Raw genomic sequence first — 23,940 nt, forward strand, 5'->3', positions numbered from 1 at the left:
TATTCCTTCATTTAGTTTTGCGGTGGCAGGTCAGGCCCCATCGCGGGCAAGCCTCGCTCCTACGGGAGACCGATCGCCCCAAAATTTGCGGATCACCGCATCCCCCTGCTGGAGCGAGCTTGCTCGCGATAGCGATCCATCAGGCGACGCGATACCCCGGCCGGACGATCTTCATGCTCAACCCACAGGTCAAAACGAACGGCACCACCATCGCGATCACCATGCCGATCACAAACATCGGAATGAATTGCGGAATGATCGAAATGAACCCTGGCAGCCCGCCGACGCCAATCGCCGAGGCCTGGACCTTGTTCAGCGATAGGAACATGCCGCCCAGCGCCGAACCGGTCAACGCGGCGTAGAACGGAAACTTGTAGCGCAGGTTGACGCCGAACATCGCCGGCTCAGTGATACCGAAGTAGGCGGAAATCGCCGAGGTCGAGGCCATGCTCCGATCCCGCGCATTACGGCTCATGTAGAACACCGCCAGCGCCGAACTGCCCTGGGCCAGGTTGGACATGACGATCATCGGCCAGATGAAGGTGCCGCCCTGGGTCGAGATCAACTGCAGGTCCACGGCGAGGAACATGTGGTGCATGCCAGTGATCACCAGCGGTGCATAGAGCAGACCGAAAATCGCCCCGCCGACCATCGGCGCCAGATCGAACAGGGTGACCACGCCTTCGGTGATGAGGATCCCCAGATGCCGCGTGACCGGGCCAATCACGGCCAGCGCCAACACGCCAGTCACCACGATGGTGGTGATCGGCACGACAAGCAGCTGAATAGCGTTCGGGATACGCGCTCGCAGCCATTTTTCGAGGGTGCTCATCACCCACGCCGCCAGCAGAATCGGCAGGATCTGCCCCTGGTAACCGACTTTCTCGATCTGGAACCAACCGAAGATGTCGAAGTACGGCAGGCTCTGACCGTCCAGCCCCGCTACCGCCTTGCCATAGTTCCAGGCATTGAGCAGATCGGGGTGCACCAGCATCAGGCCCAGGACGATGCCGAGGATCTCGCTGCCACCAAAACGCTTGGCCGCCGACCAGCCCACCAGCGCCGGCAGGAACACGAACGAGGTGTTGGCCATCAGATTGATCAGGCTCCAGACCCCGTCCAGCGTCGGGTAAGCCTCAAGCAAAGTCTTGCCGGCGATGAACATGCCTTTGGCGCCGATCAGGTTGTTCACCCCCATCAGCAGGCCGGCAATGATCAGCGCCGGCAGAATCGGCATGAACACATCGGAGAACACCCGCACCAGACGCTGCATGGCATTGGTCTTGTCAGCACCCTTCTGTTTCACGTCCGCGATGGTCGACGCCGCAAGACCGGTCTGCTGACGCAGGGCCGCGTAAACCTTTTCCACTTCGCCGGGACCGATGACCACCTGAAACAGGCCACCGGTAAAGAACGAGCCTTTGACCAGATCGATCTGGTTCAGCGTCGCGCTGTCGACCCGACTCGGGTCTTTGAGCGCCAGCCGCAGTCGGGTGACACAGTGCGCAGCTTGTTCGAGGTTGTCTGCACCACCGAGGCTCTGAAGGATCTCGCTGGCGATATTCGGATAATCGTGGCTCATGCTTTTTCTTCCACTTGGATTCTTGTTATTGGAGAGCGCTATTGGCAGCACGCCGAAGTGAAAAGTACTCGTCTGTACGAGTTAAAGCAACAACTCGTACAGACGAGTTACAATTTGTTTATCCTGAACCCGACCAGCGGTGAGTTTTCCTGTGCGATCCATCTACATGGACAAACCCCAACTCTGCCCTTAAGGTTCCAGACCTTGAGCGCAGCGGGCACAGAGCCATCCCATGAGTAAATACAACCAGATCTACACCGATCTGCTTGCCAGCATCACCACCGAACGTCTGGAACGTGGCGCGCGGCTGCCCTCTGAAACCGAATTGATGGACAGCTACCAGGCCAGTCGCGGCACTGTGCGCAAGGCCATAGAGCAACTTCAGGAACGCGGCTTCGCCCAGAAAGTCCACGGCAAAGGCACCTTTGTTCTGTCGCCCAACCCGATCGAATTCCAATTGGGCGGAATTGTCAGTTTCCAGGAAACCTACCCGCGGCTGGGCAACGACGTCAGCACCGAGGTGGTCGAGTTCAGCCAGTTCCCCCTCGAAGGCACCCTGCTCGAACACATCCAGGCGCAAGAAGGCAGCCTGATCACCCGTATCAAGCGCGTACGCCGAATCGACGGCAAGCGAGTGATCCTCGACATCAACCACTTTGTCGCCGATGTGATCCCAGGCCTGAATCGCGAGATCGCCGAGCACTCGATCTACGCCTTCATCGAGCAAACCCTGCAACTGCAAATCAGCTATGCCCAGCGGACCATCGAAGCGGTACCGCGCAGCAAGGATGACCAACAACACCTGGATCTTGAGGGCCAGAGCCATGTCATCGTGGTCAGCAACCAGACCTTTCTGCAGGACGGTCGCCAGTTCGAGTACACCGAATCACGGCATACGCTGGACAAGTTCTACTTCTCGGACGTTGCGCGGCGCTGAGAGGGGAGCGTCAAACCAGCGCCTGCCACTCGGCGCTCAGGGCCACAACCCGGCGTGACTCCTTGACGAGATTGACGCTTTGCGCGATCCGGGCGACGTCGATCACCGGTTGTTCGAGGCTGTAGCCGCCCTTTGCATCCAGCCAGCTCAATACCTCAGCCAGGTGCCAGACGGATGTCTTGCCCTCATGAACGGCCAACGGGAAGCTGTTGGAATGGGTCAGCATCAGTTTGCGCATGTTCTGCCGCGAAACGCCGACGATGTCGGCAATATCCGTCAGACCGACGAAGTCCGGTGCCACCTCCACCAGACGAGCGTCAGGAATGATGCGCTTGACGTCCATCAGTGCGCTCAACAGCGCCGTTTCCGCAGTCGCGGCCTCACGGGTGAACGCCAAGGCCAACCGGCCCGGCAATCCGATACCGACCAACGCATCATCGCAGCCTGCCGCGTATAGACGTTCGACCAACTGGTCGGGATCGCAATCGCACTCCGCGAGCTGATACTTGAGGGTGAAAATGTAGTCCATTGATTTACTCCTTGAGTCGAGGTGCTGATTTCCCGTCAATCACCTGCTGCGTCGTACAGTTATCAACCACCCGCCGTAGCGCCCTCGCGTGATTGAACGAGTTTCTCGGTGTGCTGCACACGCTGGTAATACAGAATTCACCACAGCGGCAAAGGTCATGTCTGAAAGGGCAGTAGATCTTTCCCCAGGCGTGACTGCCACCGACTTCTATCCGCCAGCCTTGTTCTTCGGCATGACGCAGGGCCATTTCGATTTCTTTTTCAGGATGAGATGCACGAGCCATCCATAGCCTCCAGTCTCGTCAAGAACTGCAAGGTTGTCAAATGACAACCAACCAAAATCCACCGCCCCTTTCCCGAAACTTGAGCTGCCAAGGCCGCTCGGACAGGGCTGGAAGATTATCTGGAGAGCGTACAGACGAGACTGATAGCAGGCTTGGCCTATGTCTTTCAGAGTATTGCGAAGGGTTTTTACAGCAGCTGAAACGCCAGCGGCGATCGACACCAAGGTGCCGATCGCCGCTGTTTAAACGCGCAGATCACAGGCCGGCGAGCCGGTCTGGATCATTCCCACTCGATGGTCGCAGGCGGCTTGCTCGACACGTCGTAAGTGACGCGGGAGATGCCTTCGATTTCATTGATGATCCGGCCGCTGACGGTTTCCAGCAGCTCGTAAGGCAGGTGCGCCCAACGTGCGGTCATGAAGTCGATGGTTTCTACTGCACGCAGGGCCACGACCCAGGCGTAACGACGGCCATCACCGACCACGCCTACCGATTTCACCGGCTGGAACACTACGAAGGCCTGGCTGACTTTGTGGTACCAGTCGGCCTTGCGCAGCTCTTCGATGAAGATATGGTCCGCGCGACGCAGCAGGTCGGCGTATTCCTTCTTCACTTCACCCAGGATCCGCACGCCCAGGCCCGGGCCCGGGAACGGGTGACGGTAGACCATGTCGTACGGCAGGCCGAGTTCCAGGCCCAGACGACGGACTTCGTCCTTGAACAGCTCGCGCAGGGGTTCAACCAGCTTGAGGTTCATTTCGTCCGGCAGGCCACCCACGTTGTGGTGCGACTTGATCACGTGAGCCTTGCCGCTTTTCGCGCCAGCCGACTCGATCACGTCCGGGTAGATGGTGCCCTGGGCCAGGTACTTGATGTTGTCCAGCTTGTTGGACTGGGCATCGAACACGTCAATGAACGTACGGCCGATGATCTTGCGTTTCTTCTCAGGGTCCGACTCGCCGGCCAGGTTGTTCAGGAACTGCTCTTCAGCGTTGGCGCGAATCACTTTGACGCCCATGTTCTCGGCGAACATGGCCATCACTTGCTCACCTTCGTGCAGACGCAGCAGGCCGTTGTCGACGAAGACGCAGGTCAGTTGGTTGCCAATGGCTTTGTGCAACAGCGCGGCAACCACCGAGGAATCCACACCACCGGACAGGCCGAGCAGCACGTTGTCGGTGCCAACCTGGGCACGGATTTGCGCGATGGCGTCATCAGCGATGTGCGACGGCGTCCACAGGGCTTCGCAGCCGCAGATGTCGAGGATGAAACGCGAAAGGATGCGACCGCCCTGCTTGGTGTGGGTCACTTCCGGGTGGAACTGCACGCCGTAGTAGCCGCGGGTGTCGTCGGCCATGCCGGCGATCGGGCAGCTCGGGGTGCTGGCCAGAATGTGGAAGCCTTTCGGGATTTCGGTAACTTTGTCGCCGTGGCTCATCCACACATCGAGACCGAAGACGCCATCGGCATCGACATGGTCTTCGATGCCGTCCAGGACGCGGCTCTTGCCGACCACGTCGACACGGGCGTAACCGAACTCACGCAGCTCGGAACCTTCAACACGGCCGCCCAGTTGCTCGGCCATGGTCTGCATGCCGTAGCAGATACCGAAAACCGGTACGCCGAGGTCCCAGACCGCTTGTGGCGCGCGTGGGCTGTCGGCTTCGTGCACGGACTCCGGGCCGCCGGCGAGGATGATCCCGCGCGGCGCGAATTCGCGGATCGCTTCGTCGTCCATGTCGAACGGATGCAGCTCGCAGTAAACGCCGATTTCACGCACGCGGCGGGCGATCAGCTGGGTGTACTGGGAACCGAAGTCGAGGATCAGGATGCGGTGAGCGTGAATGTCGAGGGCCATGATTCAGTCTCGTCTAAGTAATTCAAAAACAGTCTTGATTCAGAAACAACTCGGGGCTGAAAACAGCCCCGGTTACTTAACGTTTTGCTGGAAGCATCAACCTACGCGGTAGTTTGGCGCTTCTTTGGTGATTTGCACGTCGTGGACATGCGATTCAGCCATGCCGGCGCCGGTGATGCGCACGAACTCTGGCTTGGTACGCATCTCTTCGATGTTGGCGCTACCGGTATAACCCATCGAAGAACGCAGGCCGCCCATCAGCTGGTGGATGATGGCGCTCAGGGTGCCCTTGTACGGAACACGCCCTTCGATGCCTTCCGGAACCAGCTTCTCGGCACCCGCGGAGGAGTCCTGGAAGTAACGGTCGGAGGAGCCTTGAGCCTGGGACATGGCGCCCAGCGAACCCATGCCACGGTATGCCTTGTACGAACGGCCCTGGAACAGTTCGATCTCGCCTGGAGCTTCTTCGGTACCGGCGAACATCGAGCCCATCATCACGCAGGAAGCACCGGCAACGATGGCCTTGGACAGGTCACCGGAGAAACGGATGCCGCCGTCGGCGATCAGAGGGACGCCAGTGCCTTCAAGGGCAGCGGCGACGTTGGCGATGGCGCTGATTTGCGGCACACCAACACCGGCAACGATACGCGTGGTGCAGATCGAGCCAGGGCCGATACCGACCTTGACCGCGTCAGCGCCGGCTTCGGCCAGGGCCTTGGCAGCAGCGCCGGTGGCAATGTTGCCGCCGATCACCTGGACTTCAGGGAAGTTCTCTTTGACCCAGCGAACGCGGTCGATCACGCCTTTGGAGTGACCGTGGGCGGTGTCGACCACCACCACGTCAACGCCGGCAGCAACCAGTGCCGCGACGCGATCGCCGGTGTCTTTACCGGTACCGACCGCAGCGCCGACACGCAGACGACCCTGGTCGTCCTTGCTGGCCAGCGGGTAGGCCTTGGCTTTTTCGATGTCTTTGACGGTCATCATGCCTTTGAGGGCAAACTTGTCGTCGACGATCAGGACTTTTTCCAGGCGGTGCTTGTGCAGCAGCTCGCGGACTTCGTTCTTGTTGGCGCCTTCGCGAACAGTGACCAGACGCTCTTTCGGCGTCATGACTTCACGAACGGTAGCTTCCAGACGGGTTTCGAAACGCACGTCACGGGAGGTGACGATGCCGACCAGGTCGCCATCGTGCAGCACCGGAACGCCGGAAATGTTGTGCATGCGGGTCAGTTCGAACAGATCACGTACCGTGGCGTCAGCCTCGATGGTGATCGGGTCCTTGACCACGCCGGCTTCGAACTTCTTGACCTTGCGCACTTCGGCAGCTTGCTGCTCGACGGTCATGTTCTTGTGAATGATGCCGATGCCGCCTTCCTGAGCCATGGCAATTGCCAGACGGGCTTCAGTGACGGTGTCCATAGCGGCGGAAACCAGTGGAATATTCAGCTCGATGCCACGGGTAAGACGGGTTTTGAGACTGACTTCGTTAGGAAGAACCTCGGAATAACCGGGCACTAAGAGAATGTCGTCGAAGGTCAGAGCTTCTTGGCTGATACGCAGCATCGCGGGGGCTCCCGAGCGGGAAAATGGAAGCGCGCCATTATACTCAGACACCCCCTTCGGCTCAATGTAAAACTCTGCCTATTATCGGCGGGGTGATGGGAGGGTCATTTGAAGACCGCAGCGTCTGCATCGCGAGCAAGCTTCGCTCCTGCAGGAGCGACTTTGTTCTAACCTGGTTAAAGCTCGACCTTGACCCAGGTCACCGGCTGATCAAGCCATTCGGCAAACTCATCGAGAAAGCTCTGTTTGAATCCCGCTTCGGCCCAGTTATTAAAGATGAAGCCCAGATTGGAAAAACCGCATTCCTGCAAAAACAGAAAGCCGTTGATGTCGTCTTCATGGCCACATTCCGGGCAGGTGAAGTTATCCGTGCGTCCGGGCATCCAGTCTTCCAGGCTGTCGAACAGGGCTTCACCCACTTCTTTTCGGCACTCAGCACAGCCGGCTTCTTCGAGAAAGCCTTTGGCCGGTGTATAGATGCAGCGCTTGGTGATGATCTCCAGACCATTCACCGGCTCACCGAAAGGTAACGCCTCAGGGTGCAGCACCACGCTGCAAGCCCCCGGCGCAATCGCATGGGCCATGCGGTTGCCCGTACGACCGCAGGTGGTCAGTTCTTCTTCGATGATGTTCTTGCGCACCAGCCAACGCACGATCGCCCGCGCTCGGGGTTCGTGCACCGGCAGTGTGGAAATTTTCGGGACGATGATGCTTTGGGAGTTCATGGTGGGGCCTGAAGCGATGAATGAGATTTTTGCGTTGTCCGGTCAGCCGTCTCGCCGGCGAGTCTCCTGCATGAATCGATAAATCTGCAGGAGCAAGGCTTGCCCGCGAATGGATCTGGCGGCCGGCAGCTTAATCCCTGACACCATCAGGTCAAGTACTCAGATAACGAGTGATCAAGGCAATGCCGCTGGCCAGTACCAGCCAGGTCACCAGCCGCACAAAGGCGTCCCGGGACAGCTTCATGGTCAATCGGCGACCGATCAACAGCCCCAGCGCCATTGCTGGCAGTAAACACAGAGCCAACAACAGTAAGGGTAGTTCGGCATACACACCCGCGAGCGTAAACAGACTCAAACGCACCACCGTGCTGCAACTGATCAGCGCACTCTGGGTCGCCCGCGCGGCATCCTTCGGCAAACGGCTGTTCAAATAGATCGCATATAAAAAGCCGCCACTGCCAAACAACGCACCAAACAACCCGCCCACCGTGCCCATCGGGATCGACCACCCGGCAGCAAGCTGGGCGGGACGGATTTTCACCGACAGGCTGTAGATCGCATAAGCACTGATAAACAGCCCCATGAGCAGCAACAACACGTCGGCTTTGAGACTGAGTAGAAAAATCACCCCCAAGGTGCAACCCACGGCCATGCACGGCAGCAGCCTCAGTAACTCAGGCTTGACCACATTGCGTCGTGAAGGCAACAAATTGCCAAACGCCGCGACAAAATCCAGCAACACCAGCAGCGGCACAATCTTCGACAGCGGCATGAACAGAATCAATATCGGTCCCGCCACTAGCGCCGTGCCGAAGCCGGCGATGCCGAACACGATATAGGCCAGGGCTATGCCCAGCTCGATCACCAGCCATTCCACCGCGCCGAACGGCCATTGATTTAACAGTGCGACAACACTCATTGGTACGACTTCCTTGATCCTTTTCAGGATGACTTGTAGCAGCTGGCTGCGCCAGCTGCTACGCAGGATCGCGCGATCCCATAGAGTCGTGGAGATTGACCGCCGAATGCCTTTATCATGCGCCCCATGATTAAAGACCCCTTTGCAAGACTCGGCCTCGACCGCGAAGTCCTGACTGTCAGCCAGCTCAACGGCCGGGCACGGGTGTTGCTGGAAGATGTGTTCAGCAACATCTGGGTCGAAGGCGAAATCTCCAACCTCGCCCGCCCGGCCTCCGGTCACGTGTATTTCACCCTCAAGGACAGCGGTGCCCAGGTGCGTTGCGCGCTGTTCCGGCAGAATGCCGCGCGGGTTCGTCAGGTGTTGAAGGACGGCCTGGCGGTCAAGGTGCGCGGCAAGGTTTCGTTGTTCGAAGGCCGTGGCGACTATCAACTGATTCTTGACACCGTGGAGCCTGCCGGCGATGGCGCGCTGCGTCTGGCCTTCGATGCACTGAAGGAAAAACTCAGTGCCGAAGGCCTGTTCAGCGCCGAACGAAAAGTGCCGCTGCCTGCCCATCCACAACGCATCGGTATCATCAGCTCACCAACCGGCGCGGTGATACGCGACATCATCAGCGTGTTCCGCCGCCGTGCCCCGCAAGTCCGGCTGACCCTGATCCCGACTGCCGTGCAGGGCCGTGAAGCCACGGCGCAGATCGTCCGCGCCCTGCAGCTGGCCGACGCCCGCGGCTTCGATGCACTGATCCTGGCGCGCGGCGGCGGTTCGCTGGAAGACCTTTGGTGTTTCAACGAAGAAGCCGTCGCCCGTGCGGTGGATGCCTGCGTGACACCCATTGTCAGCGCCGTGGGCCATGAAACCGATGTGTCGATCAGCGACTTCGTCGCCGACGTCCGTGCGCCAACGCCTTCCGCCGCCGCCGAATTGCTGGCACCGGATTCCAGCGATCTACAACGCCGGGTCGAAAGCCTGCACCGCCGCCTGGTGATGCGTATTCGCGATCGGCTGATGCGCGACCGCCTGCGCCTGGAAGGCATGGCGCGTCGCTTGCGTCATCCCGGCGAACGCCTGCGCCAGCAAGCGCAACGTCTGGATGACCTGGACATGCGCATGCGCCGCGCTTTCGAGCGCAGCCTCAATATCCGTCGCGAGCGGCTGATCCGCCTGGAAACCCGCCTCGCCGGGCAGCATCCCGGTCGGCAGTTGGCCATGCTGCGCCAACGCCTCGAAAGCCTCGCCGAACGCTTGCCGCGTGCGATGCGCGAAGGTTTGAAGACCCGTCGCCTGCAACTGCAAAGCCAGATGCAAACACTGCATGTGGTCAGCCCGCTGGCGACCCTCAGCCGTGGTTACAGCATTTTGCTGGACGAGCGCGGCCAGGCCATTCGCAGCGCCGCACAGACCCACACCGGTCAGCGCCTGAAGGCCAGGCTCGGCGAAGGTGAATTGCAGGTGCGCGTCGAAGACAATCACCTGACGCCTGTCACCCTTTCTTTACTGGATTGATCCATGCTGCGTTTTCTTGGCTCCCTGCTGTTACTTTGCTTGTCTTTCAACGCCCATGCCGACAGTTACATCACCCGTCTGCTGAACAAACCGGTGCCCGGTGGCGTCGCAGTCGTCGATCTCGGTCCTTCGGCTCAAGTGCCAAAAGCCAGCTATCAGGACAAACCGTTGCTGGTGATCAAGGAACAGAACAACTGGCTGGCGATTGTTGGCGTGCCTTTGACGGCCAAACCGGGCAGCCAGCAGATCAGTGCGGGCGGCCGCAGCCTGAGTTTCACCGTCGGCAACAAGCACTACCCGGAACAGCGCATTACCCTGAAAAACCAGCGGCAGGTCAATCCAAACCCGGCGGATCTGAAACGCATCGACGCTGAATTGGCCGAACAGATTCGCGCCTACCGCAGCTTCAGTCCGAACACACCGAGCAACCTGTTACTGGACAAACCGGTCGATGGCCCGCTTTCCAGCAAGTTTGGTGTGCGCCGTTTCTTCAACGGCGAGGAACGCAATCCCCACGCCGGGCTGGACTTCGCCGTGCCCGCTGGCACACCGATCAAAACCCCGGCCGCCGGCAAGGTGATCCTGATCGGCAACTATTTCTTCAATGGCAATACAGTGTTCGTTGACCACGGCCAGGGCTTTATCAGCATGTTCTGCCATATGTCTAAAATCGACGTGAAGGTAGGCCAGCAACTGGCCCGCAGTAGCGTGGTTGGCAAAGTCGGCTCCACCGGCCGGGCGACTGGACCACATATGCATTGGAACGTAAGTTTGAATGACACCCGGGTTGATCCGGCGATCTTTATCGGTGCCTTCCAGCCGTAATCGCCGCCGATTCAGGGATCGTTCCCACGCAGAGCGCAGGAACGATCATTGCTGACCTTTTAACATCAACGCAATTAATCCAACAACAAGAACAATTTAGCGCCACAAAATCTCGAAACACGCCTTAAAAACAGAAATTATCTCAATTTTTTTCACCAGCTTGCCATCCTTCACCCCAATGGTTAGGGTTGAAGGCATGAAAACCTCTCACACCCTCATTCAGCGTCGTCAACACCGCAGCCTCTGCCTCGTCAGTGCACGACTGCCAGGGTGAATCGCGGTGCCTCGTCCCCTGCTTCATCCATAGAAAATTTGATTCAACGGCAGGCCGCCTCTTTTCGGCCAACTCAATAAGGATTTCCTGATGACCATGCTCAAAGACCCGTCTTCGAAATACCGCGCGTTCCCTACCATCAACTTGCCGGACCGCACCTGGCCATCGAAAACCATCACCGCCGCGCCGATCTGGTGCAGCTCCGACTTGCGCGACGGCAACCAGTCGTTGATCGAGCCGATGGACGCGGTCAAGAAGCTGCGCTTCTGGAAAACCCTGGTCGCCGTTGGCGTGAAGGAAATCGAAGCCTCCTTCCCTGCCGCTTCGCAAACCGATTTCGACTTCGTACGGACCCTGATCGAAGGCAACCACATCCCGGACGACACCACCATCCAGGTGCTGACCCAAGGCCGTGAAGACCTGATCGAGCGCACGTTCGAATCCCTGCGCGGCGCGAAAAAAGCCATCGTTCACTTGTACAACGCCACCAGCCCATCCTTCCGCAAGATTGTCTTCAATCAGGACAAGGAAGGGATCAAGGCAATCGCCGTGAACGCCGCCAAGCTGTTCGTCAAATACGCAGCCCGGCAGCCGGAAACCCAGTGGACCTTCGAATACTCGCCGGAGACCTTCAGCGCCACCGAGCTGGAGTTCTCCAAGGAAGTCTGCGACGCCGTGATCGAGGTCTGGAACCCGACGCCTGAAAACAAGGTGATCCTCAACCTGCCAGCTACCGTCGAATGCGCGACCCCGAACATCTATGCCGACCAGATCGAGTGGTTCGGTCGTCACATCCACCGCCGTGACAGCGTGGTGATCAGCCTGCACACCCACAACGACCGTGGCACTGGCGTTGCCGCCACAGAGCTGGGTCTGATGGCTGGTGCCGATCGCGTCGAAGGCTGCCTGTTCGGCAACGGTGAGCGTACCGGTAACGTCGACCTGGTGACCGTGGCGTTGAACCTCTACACCCAGGGCGTCGATCCCGAGCTGGACTTTTCCGACATCGACGGCGTGCGCAAAGTCGTTGAAGAGTGCAACCAGATCCCCGTGCACCCGCGTCACCCGTATGTCGGCGACCTGGTTCACACCGCATTCTCCGGCTCGCACCAGGACGCTATCCGCAAAGGCTTCACTCAACAAAAACCGGACACCCTCTGGGAAGTGCCGTACTTGCCGATCGACCCGGCCGACATCGGTCGCAGCTACGAGGCGGTGATCCGCGTCAACAGCCAGTCGGGCAAAGGCGGTATCGCTTACTTGCTGGAACAGGAATACGGGATCAACTTGCCGCGTCGCATGCAGATCGAGTTCAGCCAGGTGGTACAGCGTGAAACCGACCGCCTGGGCCTTGAAATGACTGCCCAGCAGATCCATGCCTTGCTCCACAGCGAGTACTTGCAGGCCAACCTGCCTTACGCGCTGGTCAGCCATCGTTTGCAGGAAGAGAACGGCCACAGCACAGTCGAGATCGAGGTTCACTGCGACGGAGAAACCCAACATTGGCGCGGCAAGGGTAATGGCGCCCTGGAAGCCCTGGTGGCCGGTCTGCCGATTGCCGTGGAGATCATGGACTACAACGAACACGCTATCGGCGCGGGCACCAATGCCAAGGCTGCGGCCTACATTGAACTGCGCGTGAACGGCGAACGTGCAGTACACGGTGTGGGCATCGATGAAAACATCACCACCGCCAGCTTCAAGGCCCTGTTCAGCGCGCTGAACCGCTCCCTGAGCCAGACACCAGCCCAAGAAGCGGCATAACCAGTTGAAATACAAAAGGCCCCGGGGTTAACACCTCGGGGCCTTTTTGTTGGGCTGATCGTTCCCACGCTCCGCGTGGGAATGCCTCACTGGACGCTCCGCGTCCGCTCTGAATGTGACGCGCAGTGTCACGGGCTGCTTTCCCACGCAGAGCGTGGGAATGATCTAGAAGCGCCTATGTGAGCTGAAAGGTATCCGCATCCAGGTTAGCCGGAAACCGCGTCCGGTAAGCCGCCAGCTCGGCAGCGTTCAGGCAGACCTGAAACACCCCATCCGCCTCCCCGGCGCTGAGCAGGGTTTCGCCCTGGAAATCCAGCACCTGGCTGTCGCCGGTATAGGCGAAGCCTTTGCCATCGGTGCCAATCCGATTCACCGCCGCCACGTAGCAGAGGTTTTCGATGGCGCGCGCCGGCAACAGGCGGTTCCAGTGCTGACGCCGGGCGCCAGGCCAGTTGGCGGTGTACAGCAGCAAATCGGTGTCCTGAGCATCGCGGCTCCACACCGGGAAGCGCAGGTCATAGCAAATCAGCGGACGCACCCGCCAGCCTTTGAGCTCGAACTGCACCTGACGCTCGCCCGGCGTGAAGTGGTTGTGTTCCCCGGCCATACGGAACAAGTGGCGCTTGTCGTAATGCCAGACTTCACCGTCGGGACGCGCCCACAGCAAGCGATTGCGATGGCTGCCATCGGCGGCCTGGACAATCACGCTACCGGTGATCACCGCATCCAGCTTTTTTGCCTGGCTACGCAGCCACTTGCTGGTGGGGCCGTTTTCCGGCTCGGCCAGGGCTTCGGACGCCATGGAAAAGCCAGTGGTGAACATTTCCGGCAGAATGATCAGGTCCGCGCCCCGGGCTTGTTCGAGCAGTTGCTCGAAATGCTCGAGGTTCGCCTGACGGTCATGCCAGGCCAGCGTTGTCTGAATCAGCGCTATGTTCAGATTTGGTAGTGCACTCAGATCACGCATAGTTTTTCCGCAGCCTGGCGCAGCGTCTCCTCGCGCTTGGCAAAACACAGACGTACCAGACGCTGCCCTTGCGGTGGGTTCTGGTAGAACACCGAGATCGGAATCGTCGCCACACCGTGCTCACGAGTCATCCATAGCGCCATATCGACGTCATTAAGATCAGGGCGAATCCGCGAATAGTCCACCAACTGGAAATAGGTCCCGGCGACCCGAGTGAAACTGAACCGCGAAGGTGTCAGCAAGTCGCAGAACAGATCACGCTTGGCCTGATAGAAGCCCGGCAGTTCTTCGACATGCTCAGGGTGTTCGGCCATGTAATCGGCCAAGGCATATTGCAACGGCGTGACGCCACAGAAACTGACGTACTGGTGCACCTTGCGCAGCTCAGCGGTCAAGGCGGGCGGGGCCACCACGTAGCCGGTTTTCCAGCCTGTGACGTGGTAAGTCTTGCCGAAGGAACTCACGACAAAGGCCCGCTGATACAGCTCTTCATGGGCCAGCACGCTGACGTGAGGCACACCGTCGAACACCAGATGCTCGTAGACCTCATCGCTGATCAAATAAATATCGCGATCGCGGATCAGCGCCGCCAACTGGTCCAGCTCGGCGCGAGTAATCAGTGCGCCACTTGGGTTGTGCGGAGAGTTGAGGATGATCATCCGCGTACGTGGACTCAGCGCTTCGCCAAGCTTCTGCCAGTCGATGGCGAAGTCATCCAGGCCCAACTGAACGTGCACGCAACGACCGCCGGCCAGTTCCACCGACGGTTCATAACTGTCGTAGCACGGGTCGAAAACGATGACTTCGTCGCCGCTGTGAATCACCGCTTGAATGGCACAGAAAATCGCCTGAGTCGCGCCGGGAGTGATGGTCACTTCGCTGTCGGCGTCCACCGTGCAGCCATAGCTGCGGGCGATCTTGGCCGCGACTTGCTGGCGCAGCGCCGGCAGGCCGGTCATGGGTGAATACTGGTTGTGGCCACTGGCGATATGCCGGCCTACGGCATCACGCAGGGCCTGCGGGCCGTCGAAATCGGGAAAACCCTGGGACAGATTGAGCGCGCCGGTTTCTACCGCGAGCTGTGACATGCGAGTAAAGATGGTGGTGCCGACATTCGGCAGCTTACTGGTGATCATGGGTAATTCCCTGCTGAACACCCGGCTCTACGGCGGCACGGGAGAGCCCGAGGATAGCCCAAACGGCAGGTATGAAAAAGGGCGCCATGGGCGCCCTTTTTCCGATGCAGCAATTGATCGTTCCCACGCTCTGCGTGGGAATGCCGCCATGGACGCTCCGCGTCCAGGTGACGCGGAGCGTCACGAGATGCATTCCCACGCGGGAGCATGGGAACGATCATTTCACATAGCCCAATCAGCGTTTGTCTTTACGCTTCTTCTCGGCTTTCTTGTGGTGAGTCATCAAACGACGCTTCTTGTTGACCTGGCGGTCGGTAAGCGTGTTCTTGTTGCCTTCGTACGGGTTCTCGCCACCTTTGAACTCGATCCGGATCGGCGTACCGACCAGTTTCAAGACACGGCGGTAAGTGTTTTCCAGATAACGGACGTAGGACTTCGGAACGCGCTCGACCTGGTTACCGTGGATCACGATGATCGGCGGGTTGGCTCCGCCCAAGTGGGCATAACGCAGTTTGATCCGACGGTTGTTGACCATCGGTGGCGCGTGTTCACCCACCGCATCTTCAAGAATCTGAGTCAGACGGTTGGTCGGCCAGCGGGTAACCGCGGACTTGAACGAGTTCTGCACCGACTGGTAGAGGTTGCCCACGCCAGTGCCGTGCAAGGCCGAGATGAAGTGAATGTCGGCGAAGTCTACGAAGAACAACCGGCGTTGCAGCTCGATCTTCACGAACTCGCGTTCGCTCGGCTCCATGCCATCCCACTTGTTCAGTGCGATAACCAGCGCACGACCCGCTTCCAGCACGAAGCCCAGCAGGTTGAGGTCGTGGTCGACCACCCCTTCGCGGGCGTCCATCACGAAAACCACCACGTTGGCGTCTTTGATCGCCTGCAGGGTTTTCACCACGGAGAACTTTTCGACTTCCTCGTGGATCTTGCCGCGCTTGCGCACACCCGCGGTGTCGATCAGCGTGTACTTCTCTTCGTTACGCTCGAAGGGAATATAGATACTGTCGCGCGTGGTGCCGGGCTCGTCATAAACGATAACCCGGTCTTCACCGAGCATACGGTTGACCAACGTCGATTTGCCGACGTTCGGACGACCGATGATGGCGATCTTGATACCGTCTTTTTCGCTCGGACCTGGAATGCGCTTGGCTTCCTGACCTTCCTCGACGATTTCAGCTTCGCCCTCTTCCGGCTCTTCCTCATCTTTGGGGAATTCGCGCAGGCAGATTTCCAGCATCTGAGTGATGCCGCGGCCGTGAGCACCGGCGATCGGGATCGCGTCGCCCATGCCCAACGGGCTGAACTCGGCGCGGGCCAGCTCAGGATCGATGTTGTCGACCTTGTTGGCGACCACGTAGGAACGCTTGTTACGCTTGCGCAGGTGCTCGCCAATCATTTGGTCAGCAGCAGTGAAACCTGCGCGGGCGTCTACCAGGAACAGGACGACATCGGCTTCTTCAATGGCCAGCAGCGACTGCTCGGCCATTTTTTCGTCCATGCCATGCTCGTCACCGGAAATACCACCGGTGTCGACCAGAATGTAGGAGCGCCCTTGCCACTTTGCCTCACCGTATTGGCGATCACGGGTCAGACCGGACAGGTCGCCGACAATGGCGTCACGGGTCCTGGTCAGGCGGTTGAACAAGGTGGACTTGCCGACGTTCGGTCGGCCCACCAGGGCGATTACGGGAACCATGCGGCTCTCCACTTCGTTATTTCAGAAAATACAAAAGCCGCTGCTAGGCAGCGGCTGGTGCTCGTGTAGGAGCGAACTTGTTCGCGAAGAACGTCACAACACCGCGAATATCCAGACTGTACGCGTTATCGTTGACGTCCTTCGCGAGCGAGCTCGCTCCTACCTATAGGTCCAGCATAGTTCTTACTTGATGGTCAGGGCTTCCAGCTTGCCACTGTTGCCATACACATAAATCGTGTCGCCCACCACCAGCGGACGAGCACGCAGGCCGTCGCTGTCGATGCGTTCACGGCCGACGAAACGGCCATCCACCTGGCTCAGCAGGTGCAGGTAGCCTTCCATGTCACCGACTGCAACGTAGCTGGAGAACACTTCCGGTGCCGACAGTTGACGGCGGGCCAGCGAGTCGTTGCTCCACAATGCAGTGGTGGAGCGCTCGTCGACACCTTCAACGGTACCCGAAGACAGGCTCACGTAAACGCTGCCAAAGCCTTGAGCGACGCCTGCATAACTGGAAGCATCACGCTGCCAGAGCGGACGACCGCTTTCCAGGTCCAGAGCCGCAACGCGACCTTGATAGCTGGCCACATACAGGGTGCCACCGGACAACAGCAGGCCGCCGTCGATGTCGACCACACGCTCGAGCTCCGAACGTCCTTGCGGAATCGCGATGCGTTGCTCCCAGACCGGCACGCCGTTGCGAATATCAAGAGCAACGACTTTACCCGTCGACAAGCCGGCAATCGCCAGGCGGTTGGTGACGATCGGCGCACTGGTGCCACGCAGGGTCAGGACCGCCGGGGTACTGTCGTAGAGCCAGCGTTGATTACCGGTAGCAGCGTCGAGGCCGATCAGACGGTCATCCTGAGTCTGGACCACAACCACATCACCGTTGGTGGCAGGCGGTGCGAGGACTTCACTGGTCACGCGAGCGCGCCATTTCTCTTCACCGGTGCTGGAATCCAGCGCTACCACCTGGCCTTTCAGCGTACCGATCAGGACCAGACCGTAACCAACGCCAACGGCGCCGGAAACACGCAGATCAAGATTTTTCTTCCATTTGACGTCGCCATTGCTTCGATCCAGCGCCATCACCACGCCAGTTACATCGCCAGCATAGAGGGTGTCGCCGTCGATAGCCGGCACCAACATGTTGTAGGTATCGCCCTGGCCATTACCGATCGAACGGCTCCACTGCTTTTGCAGAACAACTTCTTCTTTGAAGTTGACCAGTTCAGCCGGTGGCAGTTCTTTTTTGCTGTTGCTGCTGCAACCCGCGGCCAGAATGGCCAGAGCCAGCAATGCTGCATGTTTCCAACGGATCACGTCACGCATCCCCTTTGGCCAGGTCGTCCAGCTTGATTTGTAAGCCATCGACCGCTGCTTCATCAGACAGCGCAGCCTTGGCCTTTTGATACGCAGCATGGGCTTCGTCGGTACGACCCAATTGGACCAGCAGGTCACCCTTGAGCTCTTCACGAGTAGCCAGGAATGCCTTGTCAGCATCGCCTTCGAGCAGCTTCAGCGCTTCGTCAGGCTTGTTCTGTGCTGCCAGCACCTGAGCCAGACGCTGACGCGCGATTTCGCCCAGGGCCGGGTTGGCCGGTTTGTCGGCGACGGCTTTGAGCTCGCTCGCCGCGTCGTCCAGCTTGCCGGTATCGACCGCGACTTTCGCCACGAACAGGCTGCCGTATTGCGCGTAGGCAGTGCCCGCGAACTCGCTGTTGAGCTTGCCGGCCAGATCCGCAACACGGGCCGCATCCGGCTTGCCATCAGGGGTCAGCGTGGTTTCCAGCAATTGCTGGTAGAGCATCGAGGCACCTTGCGACTGGTTGCTCTGATACTTATGAAACGCCTGCCAGCCGAACACGATGACCAGCGCCAACAGGCCGCCGGTCACTAGAGGTTTGCCGTTACGCTGCCACCAGTCTTTGAATTCCGCCAGATGTTCGTCTTCGGTACTCGACACCCCAATACTCCTTATTCGCTAAATCGGCTGTTTGACAGCTTCAACCCTGCACGACGCAGGTGGCCAGGTGAGCGGCAAGCGCATCCCAGGCAATGCTTTGTTGTTCGCCCTGGCCACGCAAGGGTTTGAAACCGACCACTTGCTGGGCCATTTCGTCGTCACCGAGGATCAATGCATACAGCGCACCGCTCTTGTCGGCCTTCTTGAACTGGCTTTTGAAGCTACCGGCGCCGGCGTTGATCTGCAGACGCAGGTTTGGCAATTGATCACGTACCCGCTCGCTCAATGCCAGCGCTGCGAGTTCAGCAGCTTCACCGAAGGCGCAAAGGTAGACATCAACCTGACGGGAGATTTCTTCCGGGATCTGCTCCAGGGTTTCGAGCAGCAGCACCAAACGCTCGATGCCCATGGCGAAACCAACGCCCGGGGTCGGCTTGCCGCCCATCTGCTCGACCAGACCGTCGTAACGGCCACCCGCGCAGACAGTGCCCTGGGCACCGAGCTTGTCGGTGACCCATTCGAATACGGTTTTGCTGTAGTAATCCAGCCCGCGCACCAGCTTCGGGTTGATCACATAAGGAATGCCGGCAGCGTCCAGACGCGCCTTCAGGCCCTCGAAGTGAGTGAGGGACTCTTCGTCGAGGTAGTCAGCCATCTTCGGTGCATCGAGCAGTGCCGCCTGGGTATCGGCGTTCTTGGTATCCAGCACTCGCAGCGGATTGGTTTTCAGACGGCGCTGGCTGTCTTCGTCCAGCTGGTCCAGACGTGCCGTCAGGTACTCGACCAGTGCTTCGCGGTAACGACCGCGAGATTCGCTGGTGCCCAGGCTGTTGAGTTCGAGCTTGACCGCGTCACGGATGCCCAGCTCGCCCCACAGGCGCCAGGTCAGCACGATCAGTTCGGCGTCGATGTCCGGACCATCAAGGTTGAAGACCTCGCAACCAATCTGGTGGAACTGGCGATAACGGCCTTTCTGCGGACGCTCGTGGCGGAACATCGGGCCGATGTACCAGAGTTTCTGCACCTGGCCACCGCCGGTGATGCCGTGCTCAAGCACAGCACGCACGCAGGCCGCTGTGCCTTCAGGGCGCAGGGTCAGAGAGTCGCCGTTGCGGTCGTCGAAGGTGTACATCTCTTTTTCGACGATGTCGGTCACTTCACCGATGGAGCGCTTGAACAGCTCGGTGAATTCAACGATCGGCATGCGGATCTGCTTGTAACCGTAGTTATCCAGCAGACGCGAGACGGTACCTTCGAAATGACGCCACAGGGGGGTCTGCTCGGGCAGGATGTCGTTCATGCCACGAATGGCTTGCAGAGACTTGCTCACTATAAATCCTTAAATTCGTTCGATCAGCCGCGGGCGATCAGCGCCGCGTCGGCTTCGACCTTTTCGGCCGCCTTCTGGCGGATCAGCCGTTCCAGCTCATCCACCAGATTGTCATTCGTCAATTTCTGCGCCGGCTTGCCGTCGATATAGATCAGGTTCGGTGTACCACCGGTCAGGCCGATGTGAGCCTCTTTGGCTTCGCCCGGACCGTTCACTACACAACCGATGACCGCAACATCCAGTGGCACCAGCAAGTCTTCAAGGCGCACTTCCAGTTCATTCATGGTTTTCACCACATCGAAGTTCTGCCGCGAACAGCTTGGGCAGGCGATGAAGTTGATACCACGGGACCGCAGGTGCAGGGATTTGAGAATGTCGTAGCCGACTTTCACTTCCTCTACCGGGTCGGCCGCCAACGAGATGCGAATAGTATCGCCAATCCCGTCGGCCAGCAGCATACCGAGGCCCACGGCAGATTTCACTGTGCCTGAACGCAAACCACCGGCTTCGGTGATACCCAGGTGCAGGGGTTGAATGATTTCCTTGGCCAGCAGGCGATAAGCTTCGACGGCCATGAACACATCGGAGGCTTTTACGCTGACTTTGAAATCCTTGTAGTTCAAGCGCTCGAGGTGCTCGACATGACGCAATGCAGACTCGACCAGCGCAGCAGGGGTCGGTTCGCCGTATTTCTTTTGCAGGTCTTTTTCCAGCGAGCCGGCGTTGACGCCGATACGGATCGGGATCCCGCGATCACGGGCGGCATCGACCACGGCACGCACACGGTCTTCACGACCAATGTTGCCCGGGTTGATTCGCAGGCAGTCGACACCGAGTTCGGCCACGCGCAGTGCAATCTTGTAGTCGAAGTGGATATCGGCGACCAAAGGCACTTTGACCAGTTGCTTAATCCGGCCAAAGGCTTCGGCGGCGTCCATATCCGGCACGGAAATGCGCACGATATCGACGCCGGCAGCTTCCAGGCGATTGATCTGGGCTACTGTCGCTGCGACATCATTGGTGTCACTGTTGGTCATGCTCTGCACCGCGATGGGCGCATCGCCGCCCACGGGTACGGAGCCAACCCAGATTTTGCGGGACTCGCGACGTTTGATTGGAGATTCGCCGTGCATGACTTATTGACCTAACTTCAGGCGAGCAGTCTCGCCACTGGTGAACGGAGCGATATCGACCGCCTGGCCGTTGTAGCTGACCTGCGCCCCACGGGCATAGCCCAGACGCACGGAAAACGGTGGTTTACCGCTGACCTCGGCGGTCGAGCCTTTGCGCTTGAGACCGCTCAACAGCACTTTGCCGGTGCCGTCGGTAACCTGAGCCCAGCAATCGGAGGTAAATTGCAGCCGAACCTGACCGGTACCAGCAACTGGCGCCGTCGCGGCAGCCGCAGGCGCTGCAGGAACTACCGGTTTAGTCACAGGCGCAGCAGGAGCTGGCGTCGCAACAACCGGAACAGGTGCGGTGTGAGTTGCAGCGGTCGGTACGCTTGGCGCTACGACGACTGGAGCGCCTGGAGTCGGTGCAGCCGCATTGGCCTGGACTTCAGCCGGCGGCTGGCCCTCAGGCAAAGCGAGACTGGTCGAAGCTTCGGTTTGAGCTTCGACTACCGCTTGATCTTCCGGCTCGTCGAGCGGGTGAATCTGCGTGGTGCCATCGGCCCCTTCGACTTCGACGTGTTCCGGGGTGATTGCAATCAGGTCCTTGGTGCGCAAGGAGGTCTGATCCTGCCACCAGACAAAGCCGCCGCCGATTACGGCAATCAGCAACAGCAGGCTGACGATACGCAAAATGGTGTGGGAAACCCGTACAGGTTCTTCGATGCGACCCAGGCTGTGCACGCTGCTGCCTTGGGCGTCGGTACCGGAGTATTGGTCGAATTGCTGGACCAATACGGCCTGGTCCATGCCCAGCAACTTGGCGTAGGCACGAATATAGCCACGGGCAAAGGTATGCCCTGGCAACTTGTCGAAAGCACCCGTTTCCAGATTGCTCAATGAGCCTACGGTAAGGTTGAGCTTCAGAGCCACTTCCGCCAGCGACCAACCATTGCTTTCGCGGGCCTGACGCAAGGTCTCACCAGGGTTTACGCGAGTCGCTGCTACAACTTCGGGATGCGCCGCTTTCATCATTGCTCCGACAGGTATTGCTGATATTCCGGCGTACCGGGATAGAGTCGTTTTAATTGCAGGCCTGCACTTGCGGCCTTGTCGCGATCTTCGAACACTTTTGCCAGCCGAACGCCGAGCAATAGACTACGTGCATTTTGCTCAGCCAGCAGGCTAAAACGATCGTAGTAACCACGCGCGGGCACATAATGCCTGTCTTCGAATGACAACTCAGCCATTTCCAGCAATGCGCGGGGTTGTTGGCGGTTCAAACGCAGGGCTTTTTCCAGTTGCTGCCTGGCCAGATCACGCTGACCGAGCATTGAAGCAGTCATACCCAGGTTCTCGAAAACCCGCGAGCGCTCAGGATAAAGCGTATCGGCAGCGGCTTGTTCGAAGCGCTGGTAAGCGTCTTCATAACGCTTTTCTTCAAAAAGAAAGCTGCCGTAATTGTTCAGGATACGCGCATCACCGGGACGCGAGGACAATGCCTTGCGAAAATGCTGGTCAGCGAGTTCAGGCTCCATCTCGGCCTGGAACACCAGCCCCAGGGCCGCATTCGCATCGGCGTCCGAGCCATCCAGATCCAGGGCTTTCTTCAACGGAGCTTTCGCCCGCTCGGTCATCCCCTGCTGCAGATACCCAAGACCCAGCTGCACGTATGCCGCACGCGCCTCGTCCCGCCCCTTGCTCGTTTTCATCGGACTGAAATCACCCGATGAAACACAACCAGCCGACAGACTGGCGAAAAGCACAAGCAGCGCGACGCGCAGAGACATAGAGATCCTCTCTTAAGTACGATTCGTAGCGCTTTGCGGCATATCAGACTCAGCGTTCAACTCACGCACAGCGATATAACGCTCGCTACGACGGGTGCGATCCAGCACCTGTCCTACCAACTGGCCACACGCGGCGTCGATGTCTTCGCCACGGGTGGTACGCACGGTGACATTGAAGCCAGCGTGATGAAGTTGATCCTGGAAACGACGGATGGCGTTGTTGCTCGGCCGCTCGTAACCGGAATGGGGGAACGGGTTGAACGGGATCAGGTTGATCTTGCAAGGCGTGTCCTTGAGCAACTCGATCATTTCAACCGCATGCTCGACCTTGTCATTGATGTCCTTGAGCAAGGTGTACTCGATGGTCAGCACGCGCTTTTCGCCCAGGGACGACATGTAGCGGCGGCAGGACTCGAGGAGCATTTTCAGCGGATACTTCTTGTTGATTGGTACCAACTGGTTACGCAGCGCATCGTTCGGTGCGTGCAGGGACAACGCCAGGGAAACGTCGATGTGCTTGGACAGCTCATCGATCATCGGCACCACGCCCGAGGTCGACAGGGTCACACGGCGCTTGGAGATGCCGTAACCCAGGTCGTCCATCATCAGGTGCATGGCGGCAACGACGTTGTCGAAGTTCAGCAGCGGCTCACCCATGCCCATCATCACCACGTTGGTGATGGCACGGTCGGCGGTTGCCGGGATGCTGCCAAACGATTTATTGGCAATCCACACCTGGCCGATAACTTCGGCGGCGGTGAGGTTGCTGTTGAAACCTTGCTTGCCGGTGGAGCAGAAACTGCAATCCAGGGCACAGCCTGCCTGGGACGAAACGCACAGAGTGCCGCGTTTGCCCTGGGGAATGTACACGGTCTCGACGCAGCTGCCGGACGCCACGCGCACCACCCACTTACGGGTGCCGTCGCTGGAGATGTCCTCGCTGACCACTTCGGGGCCGCGAACTTCGGCAATAGCCTTGAGCTTGTCGCGCAAGGCCTTGCTGACGTTCGTCATGGCGTCGAAATCATCGACGCCAAGGTGGTGAATCCACTTCATTACCTGACCGGCACGGAAACGCTTCTCCCCGATTGAGTCGAAGAATTTTTCCATTTCCAGCTGAGTCAGACCCAGCAGGTTAGTTTTTGCAGTCGATGTAGTCATGG

21 protein-coding genes are annotated in these 23,940 nt (G+C 59.1%); 4 read left to right on the forward strand and 17 right to left on the reverse strand.

All coding sequences use genetic code 11. From position 1 onward, the window contains the following. Positions 1-139 precede the first annotated feature (139 nt). Positions 140-1,582, reverse strand: a complete 1,443-nt coding sequence (treP, locus tag AC07VR_RS09625) for a PTS system trehalose-specific EIIBC component (protein WP_495011125.1) — start codon at positions 1,580-1,582, stop codon at positions 140-142. 232 nt (positions 1,583-1,814) lie between these two features. On the opposite strand from treP, the gene treR reads away from it, so the two are divergent. Then, a complete protein-coding gene (treR, locus tag AC07VR_RS09630) occupies positions 1,815-2,519 on the forward strand; it encodes a trehalose operon repressor (RefSeq protein ID WP_495011126.1) in 705 nt (234 codons plus the stop codon). A 10-nt stretch (positions 2,520-2,529) separates the two neighbouring features. On the opposite strand, the gene AC07VR_RS09635 is transcribed toward treR, so the two are convergent. The 6 genes from AC07VR_RS09635 to AC07VR_RS09660 form a co-directional block, all read right to left on the reverse strand. Then, the gene (locus AC07VR_RS09635) at positions 2,530-3,048 is read right to left on the reverse strand and encodes a helix-turn-helix transcriptional regulator (RefSeq protein WP_495011127.1); all 519 of its coding nucleotides are present in this window, start codon (positions 3,046-3,048) and stop codon (positions 2,530-2,532) included. 4 nt (positions 3,049-3,052) lie between these two features. Continuing rightward, a complete protein-coding gene (locus tag AC07VR_RS09640) occupies positions 3,053-3,331 on the reverse strand; it encodes a hypothetical protein (protein WP_494991944.1) in 279 nt (92 codons plus the stop codon). 280 nt (positions 3,332-3,611) lie between these two features. Beyond that, positions 3,612-5,189 carry a glutamine-hydrolyzing GMP synthase gene (guaA, locus tag AC07VR_RS09645; RefSeq protein ID WP_494991943.1) on the reverse strand — a complete coding sequence of 526 codons (1,578 nt, stop codon included), beginning with the start codon at positions 5,187-5,189 and terminating at the stop codon, positions 3,612-3,614. 96 nt (positions 5,190-5,285) lie between these two features. Next, entirely contained in the window at positions 5,286-6,755 is a 1,470-nt protein-coding gene (gene guaB / locus AC07VR_RS09650; RefSeq protein WP_495011128.1) for an IMP dehydrogenase, read from the reverse strand. Positions 6,756-6,931: 176 nt separating this feature from the next. Then, the gene (locus AC07VR_RS09655) at positions 6,932-7,480 is read right to left on the reverse strand and encodes a sugar ABC transporter ATPase (RefSeq protein WP_495011129.1); all 549 of its coding nucleotides are present in this window, start codon (positions 7,478-7,480) and stop codon (positions 6,932-6,934) included. 151 nt (positions 7,481-7,631) lie between these two features. After that, positions 7,632-8,399 (reverse strand): sulfite exporter TauE/SafE family protein, encoded by a 768-nt coding sequence (locus AC07VR_RS09660; protein WP_495011130.1) that lies wholly within the window; start codon positions 8,397-8,399, stop codon positions 7,632-7,634. A 126-nt stretch (positions 8,400-8,525) separates the two neighbouring features. Here AC07VR_RS09660 and xseA point away from each other — a divergent pair, with 126 nt between their 5' ends. The 3 genes from xseA (at position 8,526) to leuA (ending at position 12,768) form a co-directional block, all read left to right on the forward strand. After that, positions 8,526-9,905: an exodeoxyribonuclease VII large subunit gene (gene xseA / locus AC07VR_RS09665; protein ID WP_494992143.1), complete on the forward strand. Its 1,380-nt coding sequence runs from the start codon at positions 8,526-8,528 to the stop codon at positions 9,903-9,905. A gap of 3 nt (positions 9,906-9,908) precedes the next feature. Beyond that, positions 9,909-10,730, forward strand: a complete 822-nt coding sequence (locus AC07VR_RS09670) for a peptidoglycan DD-metalloendopeptidase family protein (protein ID WP_494991939.1) — start codon at positions 9,909-9,911, stop codon at positions 10,728-10,730. Positions 10,731-11,094: 364 nt separating this feature from the next. Next, the gene (gene leuA / locus AC07VR_RS09675; RefSeq protein WP_494991938.1) at positions 11,095-12,768 is read left to right on the forward strand and encodes a 2-isopropylmalate synthase; all 1,674 of its coding nucleotides are present in this window, start codon (positions 11,095-11,097) and stop codon (positions 12,766-12,768) included. Positions 12,769-12,943: 175 nt separating this feature from the next. On the opposite strand, the gene AC07VR_RS09680 is transcribed toward leuA, so the two are convergent. The 10 genes from AC07VR_RS09680 to rlmN form a co-directional block, all read right to left on the reverse strand. Continuing rightward, complete coding sequence (locus tag AC07VR_RS09680) at positions 12,944-13,735, reverse strand: amidohydrolase (RefSeq protein ID WP_494991937.1); 792 nt, start codon at positions 13,733-13,735, stop codon at positions 12,944-12,946. Further along, positions 13,723-14,871 (reverse strand): pyridoxal phosphate-dependent aminotransferase, encoded by a 1,149-nt coding sequence (locus AC07VR_RS09685; RefSeq protein ID WP_494991936.1) that lies wholly within the window; start codon positions 14,869-14,871, stop codon positions 13,723-13,725. The genes AC07VR_RS09680 and AC07VR_RS09685 overlap by 13 nt, the downstream gene beginning before the upstream one ends. Positions 14,872-15,106: 235 nt before the next feature. Continuing rightward, complete coding sequence (der, locus tag AC07VR_RS09690) at positions 15,107-16,576, reverse strand: ribosome biogenesis GTPase Der (RefSeq protein ID WP_495011131.1); 1,470 nt, start codon at positions 16,574-16,576, stop codon at positions 15,107-15,109. Between the two features lie 183 nt (positions 16,577-16,759). After that, on the reverse strand, positions 16,760-17,911 hold the full coding sequence (bamB, locus tag AC07VR_RS09695) for an outer membrane protein assembly factor BamB (protein WP_494992142.1): 1,152 nt from the start codon (positions 17,909-17,911) through the stop codon (positions 16,760-16,762). Next, positions 17,904-18,545, reverse strand: a complete 642-nt coding sequence (locus AC07VR_RS09700; protein ID WP_494991934.1) for a tetratricopeptide repeat protein — start codon at positions 18,543-18,545, stop codon at positions 17,904-17,906. The genes bamB and AC07VR_RS09700 overlap by 8 nt, the downstream gene beginning before the upstream one ends. 40 nt (positions 18,546-18,585) lie before the next feature. Further along, positions 18,586-19,875 carry a histidine--tRNA ligase gene (hisS, locus tag AC07VR_RS09705; RefSeq protein ID WP_494991933.1) on the reverse strand — a complete coding sequence of 430 codons (1,290 nt, stop codon included), beginning with the start codon at positions 19,873-19,875 and terminating at the stop codon, positions 18,586-18,588. 23 nt (positions 19,876-19,898) lie between these two features. Then, positions 19,899-21,008: a flavodoxin-dependent (E)-4-hydroxy-3-methylbut-2-enyl-diphosphate synthase gene (ispG, locus tag AC07VR_RS09710; RefSeq protein WP_494991932.1), complete on the reverse strand. Its 1,110-nt coding sequence runs from the start codon at positions 21,006-21,008 to the stop codon at positions 19,899-19,901. Positions 21,009-21,011: 3 nt separating this feature from the next. Then, positions 21,012-22,019 carry a RodZ domain-containing protein gene (locus AC07VR_RS09715; protein ID WP_495011132.1) on the reverse strand — a complete coding sequence of 336 codons (1,008 nt, stop codon included), beginning with the start codon at positions 22,017-22,019 and terminating at the stop codon, positions 21,012-21,014. Continuing rightward, on the reverse strand, positions 22,019-22,777 hold the full coding sequence (pilW, locus tag AC07VR_RS09720; RefSeq protein ID WP_495011133.1) for a type IV pilus biogenesis/stability protein PilW: 759 nt from the start codon (positions 22,775-22,777) through the stop codon (positions 22,019-22,021). The genes AC07VR_RS09715 and pilW overlap by 1 nt, the downstream gene beginning before the upstream one ends. Before the next feature lie 12 nt (positions 22,778-22,789). Next, positions 22,790-23,938: a dual-specificity RNA methyltransferase RlmN gene (gene rlmN / locus AC07VR_RS09725; protein ID WP_494991929.1), complete on the reverse strand. Its 1,149-nt coding sequence runs from the start codon at positions 23,936-23,938 to the stop codon at positions 22,790-22,792. Positions 23,939-23,940: the final 2 nt, after the last annotated feature.

This window comes from Pseudomonas sp. GW821-FHT02H09 (assembly GCF_059421425.1).

What these genes read in the sequence shown, in the direction of transcription:
- treP (WP_495011125.1), bottom strand. Translation starts at nt 1,582, where the DNA reads ATGAGCCACGATTATCCGAATATCGCCAGCGAGATCCTTCAGAGCCTC.
- treR (WP_495011126.1), top strand. Translation starts at nt 1,815, where the DNA reads ATGAGTAAATACAACCAGATCTACACCGATCTGCTTGCCAGCATCACC.
- xseA (WP_494992143.1), top strand. Translation starts at nt 8,526, where the DNA reads ATGATTAAAGACCCCTTTGCAAGACTCGGCCTCGACCGCGAAGTCCTG.
- pilW (WP_495011133.1), bottom strand. Translation starts at nt 22,777, where the DNA reads ATGTCTCTGCGCGTCGCGCTGCTTGTGCTTTTCGCCAGTCTGTCGGCT.
- AC07VR_RS09660 (WP_495011130.1), bottom strand. Translation starts at nt 8,399, where the DNA reads ATGAGTGTTGTCGCACTGTTAAATCAATGGCCGTTCGGCGCGGTGGAA.
- leuA (WP_494991938.1), top strand. Translation starts at nt 11,095, where the DNA reads ATGACCATGCTCAAAGACCCGTCTTCGAAATACCGCGCGTTCCCTACC.
- rlmN (WP_494991929.1), bottom strand. Translation starts at nt 23,938, where the DNA reads ATGACTACATCGACTGCAAAAACTAACCTGCTGGGTCTGACTCAGCTG.
- bamB (WP_494992142.1), bottom strand. Translation starts at nt 17,911, where the DNA reads ATGCGTGACGTGATCCGTTGGAAACATGCAGCATTGCTGGCTCTGGCC.
- AC07VR_RS09670 (WP_494991939.1), top strand. Translation starts at nt 9,909, where the DNA reads ATGCTGCGTTTTCTTGGCTCCCTGCTGTTACTTTGCTTGTCTTTCAAC.
- AC07VR_RS09655 (WP_495011129.1), bottom strand. Translation starts at nt 7,480, where the DNA reads ATGAACTCCCAAAGCATCATCGTCCCGAAAATTTCCACACTGCCGGTG.
- AC07VR_RS09680 (WP_494991937.1), bottom strand. Translation starts at nt 13,735, where the DNA reads ATGCGTGATCTGAGTGCACTACCAAATCTGAACATAGCGCTGATTCAG.
- guaB (WP_495011128.1), bottom strand. Translation starts at nt 6,755, where the DNA reads ATGCTGCGTATCAGCCAAGAAGCTCTGACCTTCGACGACATTCTCTTA.
- der (WP_495011131.1), bottom strand. Translation starts at nt 16,576, where the DNA reads ATGGTTCCCGTAATCGCCCTGGTGGGCCGACCGAACGTCGGCAAGTCC.
- AC07VR_RS09635 (WP_495011127.1), bottom strand. Translation starts at nt 3,048, where the DNA reads ATGGACTACATTTTCACCCTCAAGTATCAGCTCGCGGAGTGCGATTGC.
- AC07VR_RS09715 (WP_495011132.1), bottom strand. Translation starts at nt 22,019, where the DNA reads ATGAAAGCGGCGCATCCCGAAGTTGTAGCAGCGACTCGCGTAAACCCT.
- ispG (WP_494991932.1), bottom strand. Translation starts at nt 21,008, where the DNA reads ATGCACGGCGAATCTCCAATCAAACGTCGCGAGTCCCGCAAAATCTGG.
- AC07VR_RS09640 (WP_494991944.1), bottom strand. Translation starts at nt 3,331, where the DNA reads ATGGCTCGTGCATCTCATCCTGAAAAAGAAATCGAAATGGCCCTGCGT.
- guaA (WP_494991943.1), bottom strand. Translation starts at nt 5,189, where the DNA reads ATGGCCCTCGACATTCACGCTCACCGCATCCTGATCCTCGACTTCGGT.
- AC07VR_RS09685 (WP_494991936.1), bottom strand. Translation starts at nt 14,871, where the DNA reads ATGATCACCAGTAAGCTGCCGAATGTCGGCACCACCATCTTTACTCGC.